Below are 15,330 nucleotides of genomic sequence, written 5' to 3'. Positions count from 1 at the left end.
TTGAAACATGTATAATAAAGGAAAAGTGTTTAAGGGGAATGAATATGAACTCTGAAATCATAATGTACTATACAGAAGATGGTTTAACTAAAATAGAAACTACTTTTGACGGTGATACCGTTTGGTTATCTATTGACCAAATGGCAGAATTATTTCAGCGTGATAAGTCTACAATTTCTCGTCACATAAAAAACATATTTAATGAAGGTGAACTGACACGTAATTCAGTTGTTGCAAATTTTGCAACAACTGCAGCTGACGGTAAAACATATCAAGTAGACTACTATAATTTAGATGTAATTATTTCTGTGGGCTATCGTGTAAAATCTTTGCGAGGAACTCAGTTTAGGATTTGGGCAAGTAGCGTACTTAAAGAATTTATGAAAAAAGGCTTTGCGATGAATGATGACCTTTTAAAAAATAATGGTGGCGGAATTTATTTTGATGAATTGTTGGAGCGAATTCGTGATATTCGGTCATCAGAAAAAGTATTCTGGAGAAAAGTACTTGATATTTATGCGACAAGTGTTGACTATGACCCAAGAACAGAAGTATCGACTTTGTTTTTTAAGACGGTACAGAATAAGATGCATTGGGCAGCTCATGGGCAAACTGCAGCAGAAAAGATTTATTACTCGGCGGATGCAGATAAACCTTATATGGGAATGCTTAGTTTTAAAGGAGAACAGCCTAAACAAGCGGATGCATTAGTAGCAAAAAACTATTGTACAGAAGAGGAGTTATCTGCATTAAACAGCATAGTTTCTGCTTATCTTGAATTTGCTGAAATGCAAGCAAGAAGAAGAATACCAATGTATATGTCAGATTGGATTGAAACATTGGATGGATTTCTGAAATTGTCCAAGCATGAAATTCTAACCCATGCTGGGAAGATCAGTGCTAAGACAGCTGAACTCAAAGCAAAGGAAGAGTATAAGAAATATAAGGAGCTATATTTAGGTGATGTTTCCAAGGCGGAGAAAGACTATATAGAGGCATTAGAAGATATGGAAATTAAATTACTAGGTGGAAGCGATAAAAAATAAGTACGCATTATGTCTAGCAAATTATCCGAAGTTAGGCGTAAAAAAGCTCAAACCCACTTCAGAGTTTGAGTAAAGTTGCAGATTATCGTGGAGAAGCTGCTAGCCCTAACTTTGGATAATTACATTGCACGAAACCGCGCTGATTGATGCTCCCGCTATGGGGATTAAATATTTATTTTTCCGTCTAATTTTAGATAGCATTAAGGGAAACTTGATAGCAAAATGTATCAAAGCAGCGTTAATCATGCTGAAATAGACATAACTTCCCCTCCCCATGACAGGGCAAATTTTTTAAACATATGCTGTTGTTATTGATAGCTTTATATAGCCATCTCTGATTCTATCCTATCACCAAAGTATATGGCAAATTGGGAGATGCAATTTTTCCAATCTTTAACTGGCATAGTCCACTTTTTGGCTGCTTCAATGGTAGCCAGGTAAATAATTTTCTTCAGTGCATCGTCTGTTGGATAGGCAGTTTTAGTTTTGGTTACCTTTCGTAGTTGCCGGTGGTAGCCCTCGATGATATTGGTAGTATAAATCATTTTACGGATCTCATATGGGTATTTAAAATAAACTGTTAATTCAAAGGCTCCAGGGCTCTGCGCAAAATGCCCAGCATATAAGCAATTATTGCCCCGTAGTTAACCATCAGCACTCCCGCGGCGCCGGCGGCCATCATGCGGGATAGCATTTCCCGCTGGTTGATCATGCACGCGCTCAGTAGACTACCAGCTTGTGGCTCTCCAGCTCGGTTTGGTTGACTCCCTTTTTGAGAACAGGAGTGTTAAACTTATGCAAGTAAAAGTCCTCCTATTATATGGGTCTGTATTGCCGCCATTTAAACATATTGATAGAATTATAAGAAAATATTACAAATACTATCTGAATGATAAAAGGAAAGGAGACTTTATTGAAGATAATTACTATGAAATTTGGGTTGAGGAAAGATATACAGGACTTAGTTATAGGAAAAATCGTAACTATATAACTGTTGTGCCGGTGAAACAAGAATATTTCTCTAAATTTATGGCAATCTTTAAGGAGTTAAATGGAAATGTATGCTTATGTAAACAAAATCATGAACATCTACATGTAACCATGGCAGGTGTAGATTATGAAGGTTATTGCTTTTACTTAGATAATAACGAAGAAAAGATAATCTTCTTGGATGAATACTGCGAAAATGAGGAAAAGTGGTTTAGTGTTAATCAGTTAGATGCTTATGCACAAATACCACTGGACAAACGTTGGATTTGCGTAAAGGCAGATGAAGATACCGAAGTTGCATTTAAAGAATGGGTAGCAGATGTTCTTAAATCCGTTTGATAAACCGGCTCGCACAAGGATTTATGCCTAGTTCCGCTTTATGCACTTTAGTATAATAATAACTTCCAGTTATATAATAGAGGGTCGAACCGGCTAAATTCGAGAAGGCAAACGTCGCTATGGTTTGGCACGTATTATGGCACGTTTAAAAGAGACTGCTGAAAGTGTGATCTGCTTGCAGTTCCTAGTGATGAACTTGCAGCATAAACTCCGCCTTCTTTTGTTCTTTTTTCTGCGGCGTCTATTCTGGTGTAATATGGGTTTTCAAGAACCGTTATTATACTGTTTTAGTTGTATCTCCGTGAGCTTGCCGATACTCTCGGGCAACATCAAAACCGAGATCACATCGCCAGATGCCGCAGTCACCGGGTCCGGCATTTATATCACCGTCGTAATTCTTTGCAGGCCCGGGTCACACCGCCTTCCGGAACGGATAAACGCGTGTCAGCGCGTCAACATCATGGTATGGAAGTATTCTATCTTTTCCCGGCGAAATTTTCCCGATACTCTTGTTCAGTGACCAAATGTATTGATCAGACTTGCAACAACTTAAAGACATGGCGAAAATAAGTAAAATTTACAGTATAATGAACACATAAATACAGATATTCTATTTGGTTACAGGGGTAAGGTTATGCTTGCACTAATAACAACAATTGAAAATAAAGACGACCGGTATAAGGCTACCCAGATTTATAAGCTTTATCGTGGGACCATGCTTTACATAGCCAACAGCATCTTACATGAACCCCATCTGGCGGAAGATGCCGTATCCGAAGCTTTTATCAGAATAATTGATAACCTGGAAAAAATTGATACAATTGACGATCGAAAAACAAGGGCATTTGTAGTTATCATAGTTAGAAATATTTCACTTGACCTATTACGAAGGCAAAACCGCAATCAAACAAAACCCCTTGAGGACTATATTGGATACTCGGAATATAACGAGCCGGTTTTTGATGATATTGCCGCAAGGGATGCCTGTGATAAAATAGCGAAATCCATAGCCAGGCTGAATAAAAATTATTCCGATATTCTGTACCTTAAAATGGGATCGGAGCATTCGAATAAGGAAATCGCTAAAATACTCGGTATCAGCCAGGAGAATGTTAAAATGCGCCTTAGCCGGGCGCGAAAGGCTTTGAAAAAACAGCTTAAAAAGGAGGGGGACTTTTATGGCCGGCAAAGAACGAAGTGAAATGCTGTTTGATGCTCTGCTAAAAGTAGCCGTTACCGAAGCATTCCAGAAAGAATTGGACGCGCTCCCCTCTAATGAAGAATTAAATGAAACCTATAAGCCATCACTGGAACTGGACAGACGGATTAAAAAGCTTATTTATCAAAGCCGCAGAAAGTCAAAAATACGGCATTTTGCAAAGAGATTTGCTAAAGTTGCTGTCTGTATCGCTATAGTATTTACGTTTTTAAATGCTGTGCTGTTGAGCGTCGAAGCAACGAGAAATTCAATATTTAACGCTATTATTGCCTGGCAGGAAAAATATACGGAAGTGAAATTTGGTGAGTCGAAAAAAGAAAGTCAACAAGACAATGTTTACCGCCCAACTTATTTGCCGGAGGGCTATAAGGAAACAACTGCTGAAAGGTATGGCAATACATTTACGATAATATACACGAATAATGCCGGGGAGGAAATTCTATTTGACCAGCGGCCGGCGAAATCAGGAACTTCATTAGTAGACAATGAAAATACAGAGTACACAAAAGTTAACATATCAGACAATACAGCGTATTTGTTTAAGGCAGTGGCTACGGATGATTCCAATGTACTGATCTGGCAATCAGACGGCTTAGTTTATGAACTGACATCCAAAATAGATAGCACAAAATTAATACGTATCGGAGAAAGCTTGAAAAAATAATTTAAAAATTTCTCAAATAAAAGTGTTACCAAATCATACCTTCAATCGTTTATATAGTAAAGGACGGGATAATTTCTCAAAAAAACGAAAGAAGGAATGATAATGATTGTGAGGTTAAAGAAATCTACCTTTCTGCTTTTGGCGCTTGCATTGTACTTTTCCCTGGGAGGAGCGGCGCTCGCTACAGTAAATGATTCACGGAAAACGGTATCCCCGCAATGGACAAACACCACTTCAGTAAATGTAAATCTTTCTTTTGATGATGGAAAAGGAACTTGCGGCGCTCGTGTGCTTGGCAAATCAGGTACGGCAAAAATCACCGGCAAAGTGGTGTTGGCACGTGAAAACTCGGATGGAACATATGCCGCTGTAAAAACATGGAGCGATCTTAAGGTTACAGGTGAAAAACTGCTCTTCGATAAGACCTATTATGTAGCAACAGGGTATTCATATCGATTGACGATTACCGCAACGGTTTATCGAAATGGTACCGCTGAAACCGTATCCGGTAGTTATGAAGCTTATGCGCAGTAATATTATGTATAAATAATTAAAGGAATCTAATTATTCATACTCTCATTCGTAATATGTTCTACACTTTCCCACAACTATATAACAAAAAATTATACGAGCATTCCTGTAATAAATTAATTTGCGGTTTGAAAAGAAAGGAGTACCTCCTTTATACTGGGTAACGAAGGAACGTTCCCTAATTAAAAAAGAGGAGGTACTCACTAAATGAATTCTATACAATCTTGCAAACAAAATCAACGGATTGAACGTATCTCGGAGACCACGCTAGTCATTGGAACAGATATTGCGAAAAAGAATCACATCGCCCGTGCCTTTAATTTCAGAGGACTAGAACTTGGGAAATGGTGTGCATTCACCAATGATCTGGAAGGGATGAAGGTACTGCTGAACTGGATAGAGGATTTGAAACAAAAGGATGAAAGTGTTGATTGGAGTAGAGTTCACAGGACATTATTGGTTCCCAATGTATCATTATATGAAACAAGAAGATATCCCGGTGGTATTGGTTAATCCGCACCATGTCAGGAAAAGCAAAGAGCTTGATGACAACTCCCCTACAAAAAACGATACCAAAGACGCGCGCGTTATAGGGAAATTGGTACTAGACGGCCGGTATACCGAACCTAAGCTACCGGAAGGGGTGTATGCAGAACTTCGCATTCTGATGAACCAAAGTGATCGTCTCAACAAGGATCTGACTCGGAGCAAAGGAAGAATCCACAACTGGCTTGATCGTTACTTTCCCGAGCATACCCGGGTGTTCAAAAACTGGGAAGGAAAAGCATCACTGATCACTCTTAGTTGTTTTCCACTTCCACAGGATGTGGTCAATGCCGGCGAAGAACACATTGCAAAAGAGTGGAAAAAAGAAGTACAACGATCGGTTGGTCTCAAACGGGCTCAGCTATTGGTACGGACGGCCAAGAAATCCATTGGCATCACGGCGGGCGTCAACGCCGCTCGAATAGAGCTGGCAGAATTGTTAGAGCACTACGCTATGCTAAGCCGTCAAATAGATGAACTGATGAAGCAAGTAGAAGAGGAACTCACTTTGGTTCCGGGGGCACAGGCTATGCTCACCACGCCCTGTGTGGGAGTAAAGACCGTTGCCGGATTATATGCCGAAATCGGGGATCTCACCGGTTATGCTCATCCCCAACAAATTATCCGCCACGCAGGACTAAGCCTCAAGGAAAATAGTTCCGGTCAACATAAAGGCGAAACGACGATCATCAAGCGTGGGCGTTCACGGTTACGTGCAATTTTATACAAGACGGTACTAATATTAGTGCCTAAGAATGCTAAATTTCGGGCGTTGCATCAATACTTGACCACACGCCGGGACAACCCATTAAAGAAGAAACAGTCGCTAATTGCACTCTGTGGAAAACTGGTTCGCATTCTATTTAAACTGGGTCAAAAGCAACAGGATTATGATGCGAGTAAGGTGTTGGGACCCTATCGTGAGACATAACTTCAAGCCGCATAATTCACATATACACAGGAATTACAGTATCTGCATCTAGTTATTCACATGTTGACAACTTTTTTGGACAAACGAAGCACGGAGAGCCGGGAGGAATCACCTGCATTAGGGCAGAGACCCCGTATACGAGCTAACCTGGCATCCACCCCTTGATAGGTCGAACGAAGGAATGTGAGGGCATAGACCCAGGGAGACATGGGAGGGTAAACCGCAAGGGTAGATGTGGAGATCCGATGTGCGACCATAGTCGTTTTAAAAAATGGTGCACGGCACCTCTGTTCTTGCATAAAGGTTTAAACCCATATATTAACTACTTGGTTAATATATTCCATATAAATCTATTTATTAAAAATAAAATCATGTGAATGAGTGAGAAAATTAAAGATAACCTCAATTTATTGAAGAGGAGGAATTAGTGGTGAAAAGTAAATACTTGTTCTGTGCTGTAATTGCGTTAATTAGTCTGTTTTTAGTGGTTTCAATCAGTTCTGCAGAAGAGGCTACCCTGCCAACAAAAGGTATATTATGTGAATTTGGCAGGGAAATAGACAGGATTTCTCAATCTGAAGTTATTATTACAGAAACCCGTGGCGTACCAGTAACTGCCAATCTTAAGTTAAAAGAGCAAACCCTTTCCGGTAATTTAAAAATCAAAGGAGAAAAATATAGTTTGTTATCTGTTGAACAGTTTCAAGTAACAGATAATATAATGGGTTATAAAGGTAATGTGAAAAATTCCGAGCACCAATTTGAAGCATTTATTCCACAAAAAGCTGATGCAAACATGGTAACAATAAATATATTCAAGGAAGACGGTGAAGGTAATAGGATAGATGCGTCTACAATTAGGTTAGATGAAAGTGATGTTAAAACTGTCTCTAAAAAATTAACAGCTCCAGTTTCTGTGGTTGAAGATGTATATGGAGTTTCATCTGCCCACAACATACGGGTTCTTTCTTCCGATTTTGATACCATTGGTTATAAATCAAAGGATGGAATTAAATTTAAAGTCCAAGGCTATGAAGATCGAACTGATGATACTCCTTGGGTTGTAAGGGTATGGACAGATGTCGACGATGTAATTGATGAAGCTGAGCAATCGTCATCTGCAATAACCAGGATAAATATATTGCGTTCTTATATCGAAAATGATGGCCCTTCTAAATCTACATTCGAATCGGTTCATCCAGATGACAACAAAGATAAATCATTTTCAGTTCCATTTACTGTTAGTGGGCGTACGATTAAGATACCAGTTAAGATTAGCAGTGTAGATGTTGATGATCCCGGTTTTTCCAACCCACAGTCAGTTAAATACTATTGGACTTTCAAAAAAGCCAAATATTACGAGAAAGGTGAAGATGACGAAGGTATCTTATCACAACACACTTTTTTCTTTAATGATGATACGCCACGTAACAAATATGGGTATATAGTAGTGGATGTGAACTGCTGGAACCAATATGAAGTTGTAGGGAACTATAGGGAATATTTAAAGTTCAGAGCCTCTGAAGATGTATGGTATGAACCAAAATAATAAATGATACACCCAAGTAGTCATGTTCATGGATATATCACTGAAATGGTGATATATCAAAAGAAAAAGCCCATAATTTCTTGTTGATCAAGGATTATGGGCTTTATTTAATTTTGTTTTCCAAGTACTAGGCCTAAAACCTTCAGGCGGACAGTTTTAGCATGATTACTTTTTGAACGGCAAGGAAATCATTCACCTAAGGGGTGAGTGTATGTCCGGGTATCAAAAAAGGTAGTCAAAAGTTTATGGTATAAAACGAATGTTGTATAGTTAACAAAATACATGTACCAAGTGGTAAAAGATGAAATAGTTTAAAGATTGCATGAGCTTAACCAGACAAAGTTATCTAGCAGAAATACAATGATATTAAAAGGCAGCATTGGTAAAGAACATATATTCTGATTGGGTGCCTGCCTCAATTGTTTACATTAAAAATCGTACAGTATCTAAAGGGGTGTTTATTACGAGTTCTTTGGGAAGAATTATCACATTTGCGGAAACGTTACTGGGAGCAGCACCTTTGGGCGAGAGGGTATTTTTGTGCCACAATAGGAACCGTTACGGATGAAATGATAAAGAAATACATCGAAAAACAGCAGACTGATGGTGATAAAGAAAATTTCAAAATAAACACATGACTTTTGGTTATTACCTGGCTTTTGGCCAAAGGTTGCTTTCAACAGGCTTTAGCCTTGAACGGACTTTCAGTCCATTTTAAAAAAAACACCGGCTTTAGTTACGCAGTTTCTTTGTGTAACAACAAAAAGTATTTGAGAAGGTATTTTGTGGGTACTAGAGAATTAATAATATATTCCCAGGGGGTGGTTACACTTGACCAGAAAAAACCTTATTTTCGTTTTACTTATAGGATTTTTAGTAGTATTAGCGGTATCTTGGGTGGCCCAGAAAAGACAAATAGAAAGATACCAGTTACAGCAGTTTGTAGATTTTCAAGAAACCTTGATACAGTTAAGTAGAACTTTTAATAACCTGGCAAAAATATCTGAAAAGGATTCCGACCACGAATTATTTAATATTATAGTTAACTATGAACTTGCTGATTTAGAGTCTATTATGGGACAGATTAGAAAAATTGAAGTAAGAATTGACTCTCAAAAAACGAACTTCTCAGAAGAGTATTCTATTCAAAAATTATTAACTGTGATCAAGGAAATTGAAGATATTACCAGGGATAAAGGTGCGGCTAACCTTACGCAAATGTTTTTAAATATTGCTGAAAAGGCTGGAGATGTAGCTTATGGTGATACAAATGAATTAACACCACAAACAGTCGAAGAACTAATTGTCTTTATCGAAGAAGAATTAGAGAAAGCTGACAATTAAACTGGTGACTAAATCGTTGGCAGGTGGGGTGGGATTAACCACTGATGCGATAATTCATTAGAGTTAATTTGTACAATTCCATCTTTACTTCAAACTAATAGATTAATTATGGTAAACTATGCTCTACTGTTGAATATTCCGGCGGTTTTGAGCCACTAAATCCGATATACAGAGCCATGCAATCCGGGATTGAGATCCAGTGGTTTTAGAAGTAGAATCCGCTATCAAGAGCCCCCAAAGTAAGTATTACAATGAAATTGCGGTAATGCCGTAATACTTACGAAAGGGGGACATATTTATGTCCAAAGAAAAACAAATTTTGCAGCTTCGCACTAAGGGCTATAGCCAGCGGAGAATTGCGAATACCCTGAAAGTGTCCAGAAACACGGTGGCAAAGGTTTTTAAGGCGTTGCAGGACCATCCGGTTTTCAAAGATTCCCTGAATTCCTTGAACGATCAGGAACTGCGCCAACAGCTATTCCCAGAGGAATCACAGGTGCCTGTTCTTGTCACTCCTGATTACGATTACGTCCACAAGGAACTTTTGAAAAGCGGCGTGACACTAAAGCTCTTATGGGAAGAATACGTTGATACCTGCCGCCGTTCGGAAAAGCCTCCGTACATGTACTCCCAATTCTGCAAACTTTATCAGGACTATGTGAACCAACACCGCCTTACAATGCATATCCGGCACAAGCCGGGAGACAAGCTGATGGTGGATTGGGTGTTACTGACGATCTGTAACGTCCAGCAATAGACGGTGTTAGTTGTCCGTGAGTTGACGGACTTAGTGCCCACCGGCCCGGGGAAGGGAGAATTATAACAATTCTCCCTGGATAACCAACTTCACCATGTGATCATCAATAATCCGAACATGGCCGGATTTAAAGAGGCCTTGAACAGGCGGATGGTGGTTGTTTTACCGGTACCGCAGTCACCGGTAACCACGGCGAAAAGTTGCCTACGGGCGGCATATTCCAATCGGCCCAGTGTCTCATCTAGCATCAGCGATTGGTACAACTGATCCGTTGGGATGTCCCGGGAGAACGGTGTTTTAGACAGGCCGTAGAAGGATTCAAACATGACTGTTATCCTCCTTGTTCACGGCTCTAAAAGAAATGGCTGGAGCCTGCTGCTCTTTACGCTGCTGGTTTTTCAGGGCGGCTGCAGCCAGGAGTCGCGACGATTCGGCGGGCTTGGGCTGCAGGTGTTCCGGCAGCGGGGGGCGTTTCCCGGCTCGCTGGCCGATTACTAACTGCCTAGCTGTCCAGGGTGCGTGCCCTTCATATTCAATAGTCAGTTCAGTGATGTTAGCGGGGTCGTAGATGACTTGCACTTTACACCCGATAAACGGCAGCCCGACTTCGTACTTATTGCCGTTAAAGCTGATGCAGCCAGCCTTGTCCACTTTCCGTTTTTCACAGTGCAAAAAGGCGTTAGCGATGGTTTGTGGATCCAAATACCTTAGTGCCTTGTTGTCACTGCGGTAGGCAGCATGCGGGCTGGCGCTACCATCTAGCCCGGAATGCGGCTTGTTGTGGTAGCACTCCTCCAGCCAGACCCAAAACAGCTCATTTAACTTGTCCAGCGATTGTGGTTTTTCCAGTTTGGCCTCGCCTAAGAAGGCGTCCACCACCCGGTTAAACCTTTCTACTTTACCGGTTGCCTCCGGAGAGTACGGTTTTGCAAATACTAGCCGGGTGCCTAATTTGCTGCAGGTGCGATGCATCCATTTAGTGCGATACTGGCTACCGTTGTCGAAATATACCGCTTCGGGAACTCCGTATTTGTGAATCGCTTTACGGAAGCAATCTTCTACAATGACCTGATCCAGCGTCGGGTAGAACTCGCCGTGCAGCACAAAGCGGGTGGCATCGTCGATGAAGGTGACCAGGTAGACCTGCTTTTTAGCGCCATCCTTGCCGATTGGCAGGTAGGGGCCGTATTTGATGTCGGAATGTACGAGCTGGTTGCGGTGCTTCTTTTGGAATCGCCGAGCCGCCACGCCGCTGTCGGAGTACATGCGCATCTGTCTTGTGCTGTAGCCTTTCTCGGCCAACTTCTCCTGCAGGGTGCTGCGTTTAATCCGCCCTTCCTGGATCAGCCCTTCCCATTCCATAATCTGAATGATCTGAGCGATGCTGCGACCGGGCACCTCACGACGCAACAGGATGGCCTGAGTTAGGATATTTGATGGTATAGCTTCTTCGGTTTGCCGGCCTTTGCCTTTAGGTTTTAGTCCCCTAAAGCCGACTGCCCGGTACTGGGCCAGGTATCTGCGCAGCGTACGCTCGGATAGTCCGGTCTGCTGGCAGATATCTTTCTTAATTTCCCTGATTTTGGCCGCATCAAGCCCGTCCGCTAGCAGCGGGGATAGTAGTTGCATCCGCTGAGCGGCAATCTCTTCGGCCTTTTGTTGGTCTTTCATGCTAAAACCCCCTAATTTTTAGGCTTAGCATGAGTTTATATCCTGACCGTCAGGACGGGAATGCAGAACGGGTATGTACCCAACAATTTGTGTTTGCCACTGATCGGACAACTCTGGCCAGCCAGCCGGTGGCGTTGCCAACATAGTCCCAAATCCTTGTGAGCGCAGACTGGGAAAGACAGGACGATTCTTTCACAGATTGGTTACCGAGTAAGGTAGCGATGGAGGCCAGGCAACCCAGGAAGTGATAATACATTTCACTAAACCAACTGCGCCAACGGCCTAATGTGGATTCGTCAGCGGTGACGGTCAGTGCGGTGTCTCCGGCTATGACCGCCTCAATGCTTTTTCTGCTGTGGCGTTTGTACGGGACGAGTATATCCGGAAGTTCGTGATGGATCCGACGGCAGTGTTCACAACGGAGCCGGCGAATGATGAGCACGATCTGATCGCCAAGGCCATTTATGTACTTGCGTTGCCGGCTGCCGATGACATCCAGTGGCCCGTTACAACAGGGACAGGGAATCTGCTCCGCGCTCTTTACAAAAAACACTTTTTTCAAGGTTTTCAATTAGCTCATATTCTGTTAAAATGACCATACGTGGTGGCGCCCCTGGTATTGCTGTTGCTGCAGCAGTACACCAAAAAAAGGGGCGTCTTTCCTTTCTTCATGATATGGTCATTATATATGGCAACTTCTGGACAGGCAACACCATCAGCTTTCGGGCATTACAGGGCGGCAGGAACAATCATAGTTAGAAATATTTCACTTGACCTATTACGAAGGCAAAACCGCAATCAAACAAAACCCCTTGAGGACTATATTGGATACTCGGAATATAACGAGCCGGTTTTTGATGATATTGCCGCAAGGGATGCCTGTGATAAAATAGCGAAATCCATAGCCAGGCTGAATAAAAATTATTCCGATATTCTGTACCTTAAAATGGGATCGGAGCATTCGAATAAGGAAATCGCTAAAATACTCGGTATCAGCCAGGAGAATGTTAAAATGCGCCTTAGCCGGGCGCGAAAGGCTTTGAAAAAACAGCTTAAAAAGGAGGGGGACTTTTATGGCCGGCAAAGAACGAAGTGAAATGCTGTTTGATGCTCTGCTAAAAGTAGCCGTTACCGAAGCATTCCAGAAAGAATTGGACGCGCTCCCCTCTAATGAAGAATTAAATGAAACCTATAAGCCATCACTGGAACTGGACAGACGGATTAAAAAGCTTATTTATCAAAGCCGCAGAAAGTCAAAAATACGGCATTTTGCAAAGAGATTTGCTAAAGTTGCTGTCTGTATCGCTATAGTATTTACGTTTTTAAATGCTGTGCTGTTGAGCGTCGAAGCAACGAGAAATTCAATATTTAACGCTATTATTGCCTGGCAGGAAAAATATACGGAAGTGAAATTTGGTGAGTCGAAAAAAGAAAGTCAACAAGACAATGTTTACCGCCCAACTTATTTGCCGGAGGGCTATAAGGAAACAACTGCTGAAAGGTATGGCAATACATTTACGATAATATACACGAATAATGCCGGGGAGGAAATTCTATTTGACCAGCGGCCGGCGGAATCAGGAACTTCATTAGTAGACAATGAAAATACAGAGTACACAAAAGTTAGCCTATCAGGCAATACAGCGTATTTGTTTAAGGCAGTGACTACGGATGATTCCAATGTACTGATCTGGCAATCAGACGGCTTAGTTTATGAACTGACATCCAAAATAGATAGCACAGAATTAATACGTATTGGAGAAAGCCTGAAAAAATAATTTAGAAATTTTTTTCAAATAAAAGTGTTACCAAATCATACCTCCAATCGTTTATATAGTATAAGCAATTGCAATTGGTAAAAGAGGTGTTTTTATGGAAGACAATTCACAAGAACTGCAAGTCAATTGGTACGCAGTTAAATTATTATTTGAATCTATACATTCCGGCAATCCAATTCTAATTCCTAATGAGAATGACCAACAACACTATGCTAATAACGAAAAGCTTTTTGAAGAAAGTATTATTCTTGTTAAAGCAATAACAATGAAGCAGGCATATGAGATTGCGGAAGACCTGGCTAAGAAATCAGAGCATGAATATTTTAACGTTTATGGCGAATTAGTAAAATGGCAATTTGTAAGCATATTACACTCATTTGAACTTAATGACAAGGAGTTGGCACCTGGAACTGAAATTTACTCAAGGTTTATACATGCTAAAAGAGATAATAACATTAATGATATTATTATGCGCTACTATCCTGAAGCCTTGGACACAAAATAAGCAATAGGGGTGCGATATAAACCTTTTTTTCTTTTTGCCGATTCGACTGTTTGATAGCACAAATGCACATAAAGAACTATGGTTAAATCTGCATAAACCAAATGTTAAGAATAAGAGACTCTCTCATTCTATAATTTAAGCAACAAGATAGAAAAAAGAGTGTCAACAATTTTAACTATAATATTATAAGTGCTGGGGGGAGGTAGAATTGATTAATAAAATCTCTATAATAAATTTCATACTAACTATAGTAATAGCTTTTCTGGTTATTATTGCAACTGCATTTGGGACAATAAAGGTGATGGACTACCGCGAAAGTGCTTTATTAGATAATGAAATAAAAACAAAAATTGGCGTCGAAAGCTTTGAAGAATTAGATCATATAGAAAGAAAAATAGTAATAAATACAAAGTATTATAAAAAAGATGGTACTTTAATTATTGAAGAAAAGGAAACCAGTGAGAGTACAATAAATTATAATCACTAGCAGTGGGATTGCTATCTGTTTTTAATACATCCGTTTTCGGTTAAGTCAGCTGCATACCATTAACAGTTAAAAATGACACTTTATCCTTGGGAATTGGGATTATCCGCTAATTAAAGAAGGAATGACACCTTCCTTGTGGAAATTTCCCCTAAACAATGCTTATTAGGAGGAACCACCTTGGCCTTTATCCCTGGAAATATTGACCCGCATGAAATCGAAAACGTTTTGAATAAAATGTTCCCTCCGGGGTGGATCCGGCACAGCAGCCAAAGTTGGCTACGTCCAGCGCGAACACAAGATCGACCCGGTCACCTTTTACTTTCACTCCCTGGGTCAATTAATATAATAAGCGCAAGGGGGAAAGGGTAATGCCTGGTAAAAAAGAAATCGAATGTGGACTAGACAATATCCATGTTTGGATACATTTTGCCGGTGCATCGGGAGTTCCGGAAACAATACTATGGGAGTGGTTATTCCATACCAAGTCTGAAGAGGGCCCAAACATAGGAGCGAATATTATGACCAAGGTAGATGACCTTCTTAGAAGCGACCGGCTTATTGTACAGCAAATATTTGATATGGCAACTGAATCCATATCCCAGGATTCCGCGTATGAAGCGGGAGATCCAAGCATGGTTGATCATGTTCGGGAATATGGCAACCAAAGGTTATCCAAAAATGTGGACAGGAGAAAGGGGCTGCAAACACGGCTCCTTTCTTTTTAAGAATGTTCCCTCAAAAACCTCGGACACTTGATCGGGGTTCGCTCAACTGGTACAGTATTCTTTTAGCGTTAATTAGTTAGATGCTTATGCACAAATACCACTGGACAAACGTTGGATTTGCGTAAAGGCAGATGAAGATACCGAAGTTGCATTTAAAGAATGGGTAACAGATGTTCTTAAATCCGTTTGATAAACTTATCGAGAAAGTAAGTGTTTAGTAATGCAGGAAAATAATTTTTGTTATAAAC

20 protein-coding genes and 2 pseudogenes are annotated in these 15,330 nt (G+C 40.7%); 17 read left to right on the top strand and 5 right to left on the bottom strand.

Going from position 1 to position 15,330, the window contains the following annotated elements:
* Positions 1-38 precede the first annotated feature (38 nt).
* Entirely contained in the window at positions 39-1,046 is a 1,008-nt protein-coding gene (locus ABDB91_RS15005; RefSeq protein WP_347488508.1) for a virulence RhuM family protein, read from the top strand.
* A gap of 320 nt (positions 1,047-1,366) precedes the next feature.
* Here ABDB91_RS15005 and ABDB91_RS15000 read toward each other — a convergent pair.
* Together ABDB91_RS15000 and ABDB91_RS14995 are read right to left on the bottom strand one after the other, a co-directional pair.
* Positions 1,367-1,633, bottom strand: a pseudogene (locus ABDB91_RS15000) (transposase); the annotation flags it as partial.
* A complete protein-coding gene (locus ABDB91_RS14995) occupies positions 1,627-1,725 on the bottom strand; it encodes a hypothetical protein (RefSeq protein WP_347491620.1) in 99 nt (32 codons plus the stop codon). The gene ABDB91_RS14995 and the pseudogene ABDB91_RS15000, both read right to left, overlap by 7 nt.
* 116 nt (positions 1,726-1,841) lie before the next feature.
* Between ABDB91_RS14995 and ABDB91_RS14990 the strand changes: the two genes are divergently transcribed.
* The 10 genes and pseudogenes from ABDB91_RS14990 (at position 1,842) to ABDB91_RS14945 (ending at position 9,916) form a co-directional block, all read left to right on the top strand.
* Positions 1,842-2,375, top strand: coding sequence for a hypothetical protein (locus tag ABDB91_RS14990; protein WP_347488507.1), 534 nt, complete (start codon positions 1,842-1,844; stop codon positions 2,373-2,375).
* Between the two features lie 76 nt (positions 2,376-2,451).
* Positions 2,452-2,595: pseudogene (locus tag ABDB91_RS14985) on the top strand (transposase); the annotation flags it as partial.
* A gap of 414 nt (positions 2,596-3,009) precedes the next feature.
* The gene (locus tag ABDB91_RS14980) at positions 3,010-3,576 is read left to right on the top strand and encodes a sigma-70 family RNA polymerase sigma factor (RefSeq protein ID WP_347488506.1); all 567 of its coding nucleotides are present in this window, start codon (positions 3,010-3,012) and stop codon (positions 3,574-3,576) included.
* On the top strand, positions 3,554-4,258 hold the full coding sequence (locus ABDB91_RS14975) for a DUF4367 domain-containing protein (RefSeq protein WP_347488505.1): 705 nt from the start codon (positions 3,554-3,556) through the stop codon (positions 4,256-4,258). Before ABDB91_RS14980 ends, ABDB91_RS14975 begins: the two co-directional genes overlap by 23 nt.
* 102 nt (positions 4,259-4,360) lie before the next feature.
* Positions 4,361-4,792, top strand: coding sequence for a hypothetical protein (locus tag ABDB91_RS14970; protein ID WP_347488504.1), 432 nt, complete (start codon positions 4,361-4,363; stop codon positions 4,790-4,792).
* A 204-nt stretch (positions 4,793-4,996) separates the two neighbouring features.
* Positions 4,997-5,302, top strand: a complete 306-nt coding sequence (locus ABDB91_RS14965; RefSeq protein WP_347488503.1) for a hypothetical protein — start codon at positions 4,997-4,999, stop codon at positions 5,300-5,302.
* Complete coding sequence (locus tag ABDB91_RS14960; protein ID WP_347488502.1) at positions 5,268-6,266, top strand: IS110 family transposase; 999 nt, start codon at positions 5,268-5,270, stop codon at positions 6,264-6,266. The genes ABDB91_RS14965 and ABDB91_RS14960 overlap by 35 nt, the downstream gene beginning before the upstream one ends.
* Positions 6,267-6,696: 430 nt before the next feature.
* Entirely contained in the window at positions 6,697-7,815 is a 1,119-nt protein-coding gene (locus ABDB91_RS14955) for a hypothetical protein (protein WP_347488501.1), read from the top strand.
* An 831-nt stretch (positions 7,816-8,646) separates the two neighbouring features.
* Positions 8,647-9,159: a hypothetical protein gene (locus ABDB91_RS14950; protein WP_347488500.1), complete on the top strand. Its 513-nt coding sequence runs from the start codon at positions 8,647-8,649 to the stop codon at positions 9,157-9,159.
* Positions 9,160-9,457: 298 nt separating this feature from the next.
* Complete coding sequence (locus ABDB91_RS14945; protein ID WP_347488499.1) at positions 9,458-9,916, top strand: hypothetical protein; 459 nt, start codon at positions 9,458-9,460, stop codon at positions 9,914-9,916.
* A gap of 89 nt (positions 9,917-10,005) precedes the next feature.
* On the opposite strand, the gene ABDB91_RS14940 is transcribed toward ABDB91_RS14945, so the two are convergent.
* From ABDB91_RS14940 to ABDB91_RS14930, 3 genes are read right to left on the bottom strand one after another with little or no spacing between them, the layout of a single operon-like run.
* Positions 10,006-10,242 carry a hypothetical protein gene (locus tag ABDB91_RS14940; RefSeq protein ID WP_347488498.1) on the bottom strand — a complete coding sequence of 79 codons (237 nt, stop codon included), beginning with the start codon at positions 10,240-10,242 and terminating at the stop codon, positions 10,006-10,008.
* Complete coding sequence (locus ABDB91_RS14935; protein WP_347487742.1) at positions 10,235-11,587, bottom strand: DDE-type integrase/transposase/recombinase; 1,353 nt, start codon at positions 11,585-11,587, stop codon at positions 10,235-10,237. The genes ABDB91_RS14940 and ABDB91_RS14935 overlap by 8 nt, the downstream gene beginning before the upstream one ends.
* A gap of 49 nt (positions 11,588-11,636) precedes the next feature.
* Positions 11,637-12,053, bottom strand: coding sequence for a DUF6431 domain-containing protein (locus ABDB91_RS14930; protein WP_347491526.1), 417 nt, complete (start codon positions 12,051-12,053; stop codon positions 11,637-11,639).
* Between ABDB91_RS14930 and ABDB91_RS14925 the strand changes: the two genes are divergently transcribed.
* The 6 genes from ABDB91_RS14925 (at position 11,982) to ABDB91_RS14900 (ending at position 15,082) form a co-directional block, all read left to right on the top strand.
* On the top strand, positions 11,982-12,182 hold the full coding sequence (locus tag ABDB91_RS14925; RefSeq protein WP_347491677.1) for a hypothetical protein: 201 nt from the start codon (positions 11,982-11,984) through the stop codon (positions 12,180-12,182). The genes ABDB91_RS14930 and ABDB91_RS14925 overlap by 72 nt on opposite strands.
* 93 nt (positions 12,183-12,275) lie before the next feature.
* The gene (locus tag ABDB91_RS14920; RefSeq protein WP_347488497.1) at positions 12,276-12,683 is read left to right on the top strand and encodes an RNA polymerase sigma factor; all 408 of its coding nucleotides are present in this window, start codon (positions 12,276-12,278) and stop codon (positions 12,681-12,683) included.
* The gene (locus ABDB91_RS14915; protein ID WP_347488496.1) at positions 12,661-13,365 is read left to right on the top strand and encodes a DUF4367 domain-containing protein; all 705 of its coding nucleotides are present in this window, start codon (positions 12,661-12,663) and stop codon (positions 13,363-13,365) included. The genes ABDB91_RS14920 and ABDB91_RS14915 overlap by 23 nt, the downstream gene beginning before the upstream one ends.
* A gap of 94 nt (positions 13,366-13,459) precedes the next feature.
* Positions 13,460-13,870: a DUF4288 domain-containing protein gene (locus ABDB91_RS14910; protein ID WP_347488495.1), complete on the top strand. Its 411-nt coding sequence runs from the start codon at positions 13,460-13,462 to the stop codon at positions 13,868-13,870.
* A gap of 208 nt (positions 13,871-14,078) precedes the next feature.
* Entirely contained in the window at positions 14,079-14,357 is a 279-nt protein-coding gene (locus ABDB91_RS14905; protein ID WP_347488494.1) for a hypothetical protein, read from the top strand.
* 368 nt (positions 14,358-14,725) lie between these two features.
* Positions 14,726-15,082 (top strand): hypothetical protein, encoded by a 357-nt coding sequence (locus ABDB91_RS14900; RefSeq protein WP_347488493.1) that lies wholly within the window; start codon positions 14,726-14,728, stop codon positions 15,080-15,082.
* Positions 15,083-15,330 lie beyond the last annotated feature (248 nt).

The sequence above is a fragment of the Desulfoscipio sp. XC116 genome (genome assembly GCF_039851975.1).
GTDB lineage: Bacteria > Bacillota > Desulfotomaculia > Desulfotomaculales > Desulfallaceae > Sporotomaculum.
The sequence above is the reverse complement of the archived record's forward strand: the minus strand, read 5'-3'. Positions and strand labels throughout refer to the sequence as shown.

Bases quoted from the DNA above. Each gene is read 5' to 3' on its own strand.
- ABDB91_RS15005 (WP_347488508.1), top strand. From the start codon at position 39: ATGAATATGAACTCTGAAATCATAATGTACTATACAGAAGATGGTTTA.
- ABDB91_RS14995 (WP_347491620.1), bottom strand. From the start codon at position 1,725: ATGGCCGCCGGCGCCGCGGGAGTGCTGATGGTTAACTACGGGGCAATA.
- ABDB91_RS14990 (WP_347488507.1), top strand. From the start codon at position 1,842: ATGCAAGTAAAAGTCCTCCTATTATATGGGTCTGTATTGCCGCCATTT.
- ABDB91_RS14980 (WP_347488506.1), top strand. From the start codon at position 3,010: ATGCTTGCACTAATAACAACAATTGAAAATAAAGACGACCGGTATAAG.
- ABDB91_RS14975 (WP_347488505.1), top strand. From the start codon at position 3,554: ATGGCCGGCAAAGAACGAAGTGAAATGCTGTTTGATGCTCTGCTAAAA.
- ABDB91_RS14970 (WP_347488504.1), top strand. From the start codon at position 4,361: ATGATTGTGAGGTTAAAGAAATCTACCTTTCTGCTTTTGGCGCTTGCA.
- ABDB91_RS14965 (WP_347488503.1), top strand. From the start codon at position 4,997: ATGAATTCTATACAATCTTGCAAACAAAATCAACGGATTGAACGTATC.
- ABDB91_RS14960 (WP_347488502.1), top strand. From the start codon at position 5,268: ATGAAACAAGAAGATATCCCGGTGGTATTGGTTAATCCGCACCATGTC.
- ABDB91_RS14945 (WP_347488499.1), top strand. From the start codon at position 9,458: ATGTCCAAAGAAAAACAAATTTTGCAGCTTCGCACTAAGGGCTATAGC.
- ABDB91_RS14940 (WP_347488498.1), bottom strand. From the start codon at position 10,242: ATGTTTGAATCCTTCTACGGCCTGTCTAAAACACCGTTCTCCCGGGAC.
- ABDB91_RS14935 (WP_347487742.1), bottom strand. From the start codon at position 11,587: ATGAAAGACCAACAAAAGGCCGAAGAGATTGCCGCTCAGCGGATGCAA.
- ABDB91_RS14925 (WP_347491677.1), top strand. From the start codon at position 11,982: ATGGATCCGACGGCAGTGTTCACAACGGAGCCGGCGAATGATGAGCAC.
- ABDB91_RS14920 (WP_347488497.1), top strand. From the start codon at position 12,276: ATGGCAACTTCTGGACAGGCAACACCATCAGCTTTCGGGCATTACAGG.
- ABDB91_RS14915 (WP_347488496.1), top strand. From the start codon at position 12,661: ATGGCCGGCAAAGAACGAAGTGAAATGCTGTTTGATGCTCTGCTAAAA.
- ABDB91_RS14910 (WP_347488495.1), top strand. From the start codon at position 13,460: ATGGAAGACAATTCACAAGAACTGCAAGTCAATTGGTACGCAGTTAAA.
- ABDB91_RS14900 (WP_347488493.1), top strand. From the start codon at position 14,726: ATGCCTGGTAAAAAAGAAATCGAATGTGGACTAGACAATATCCATGTT.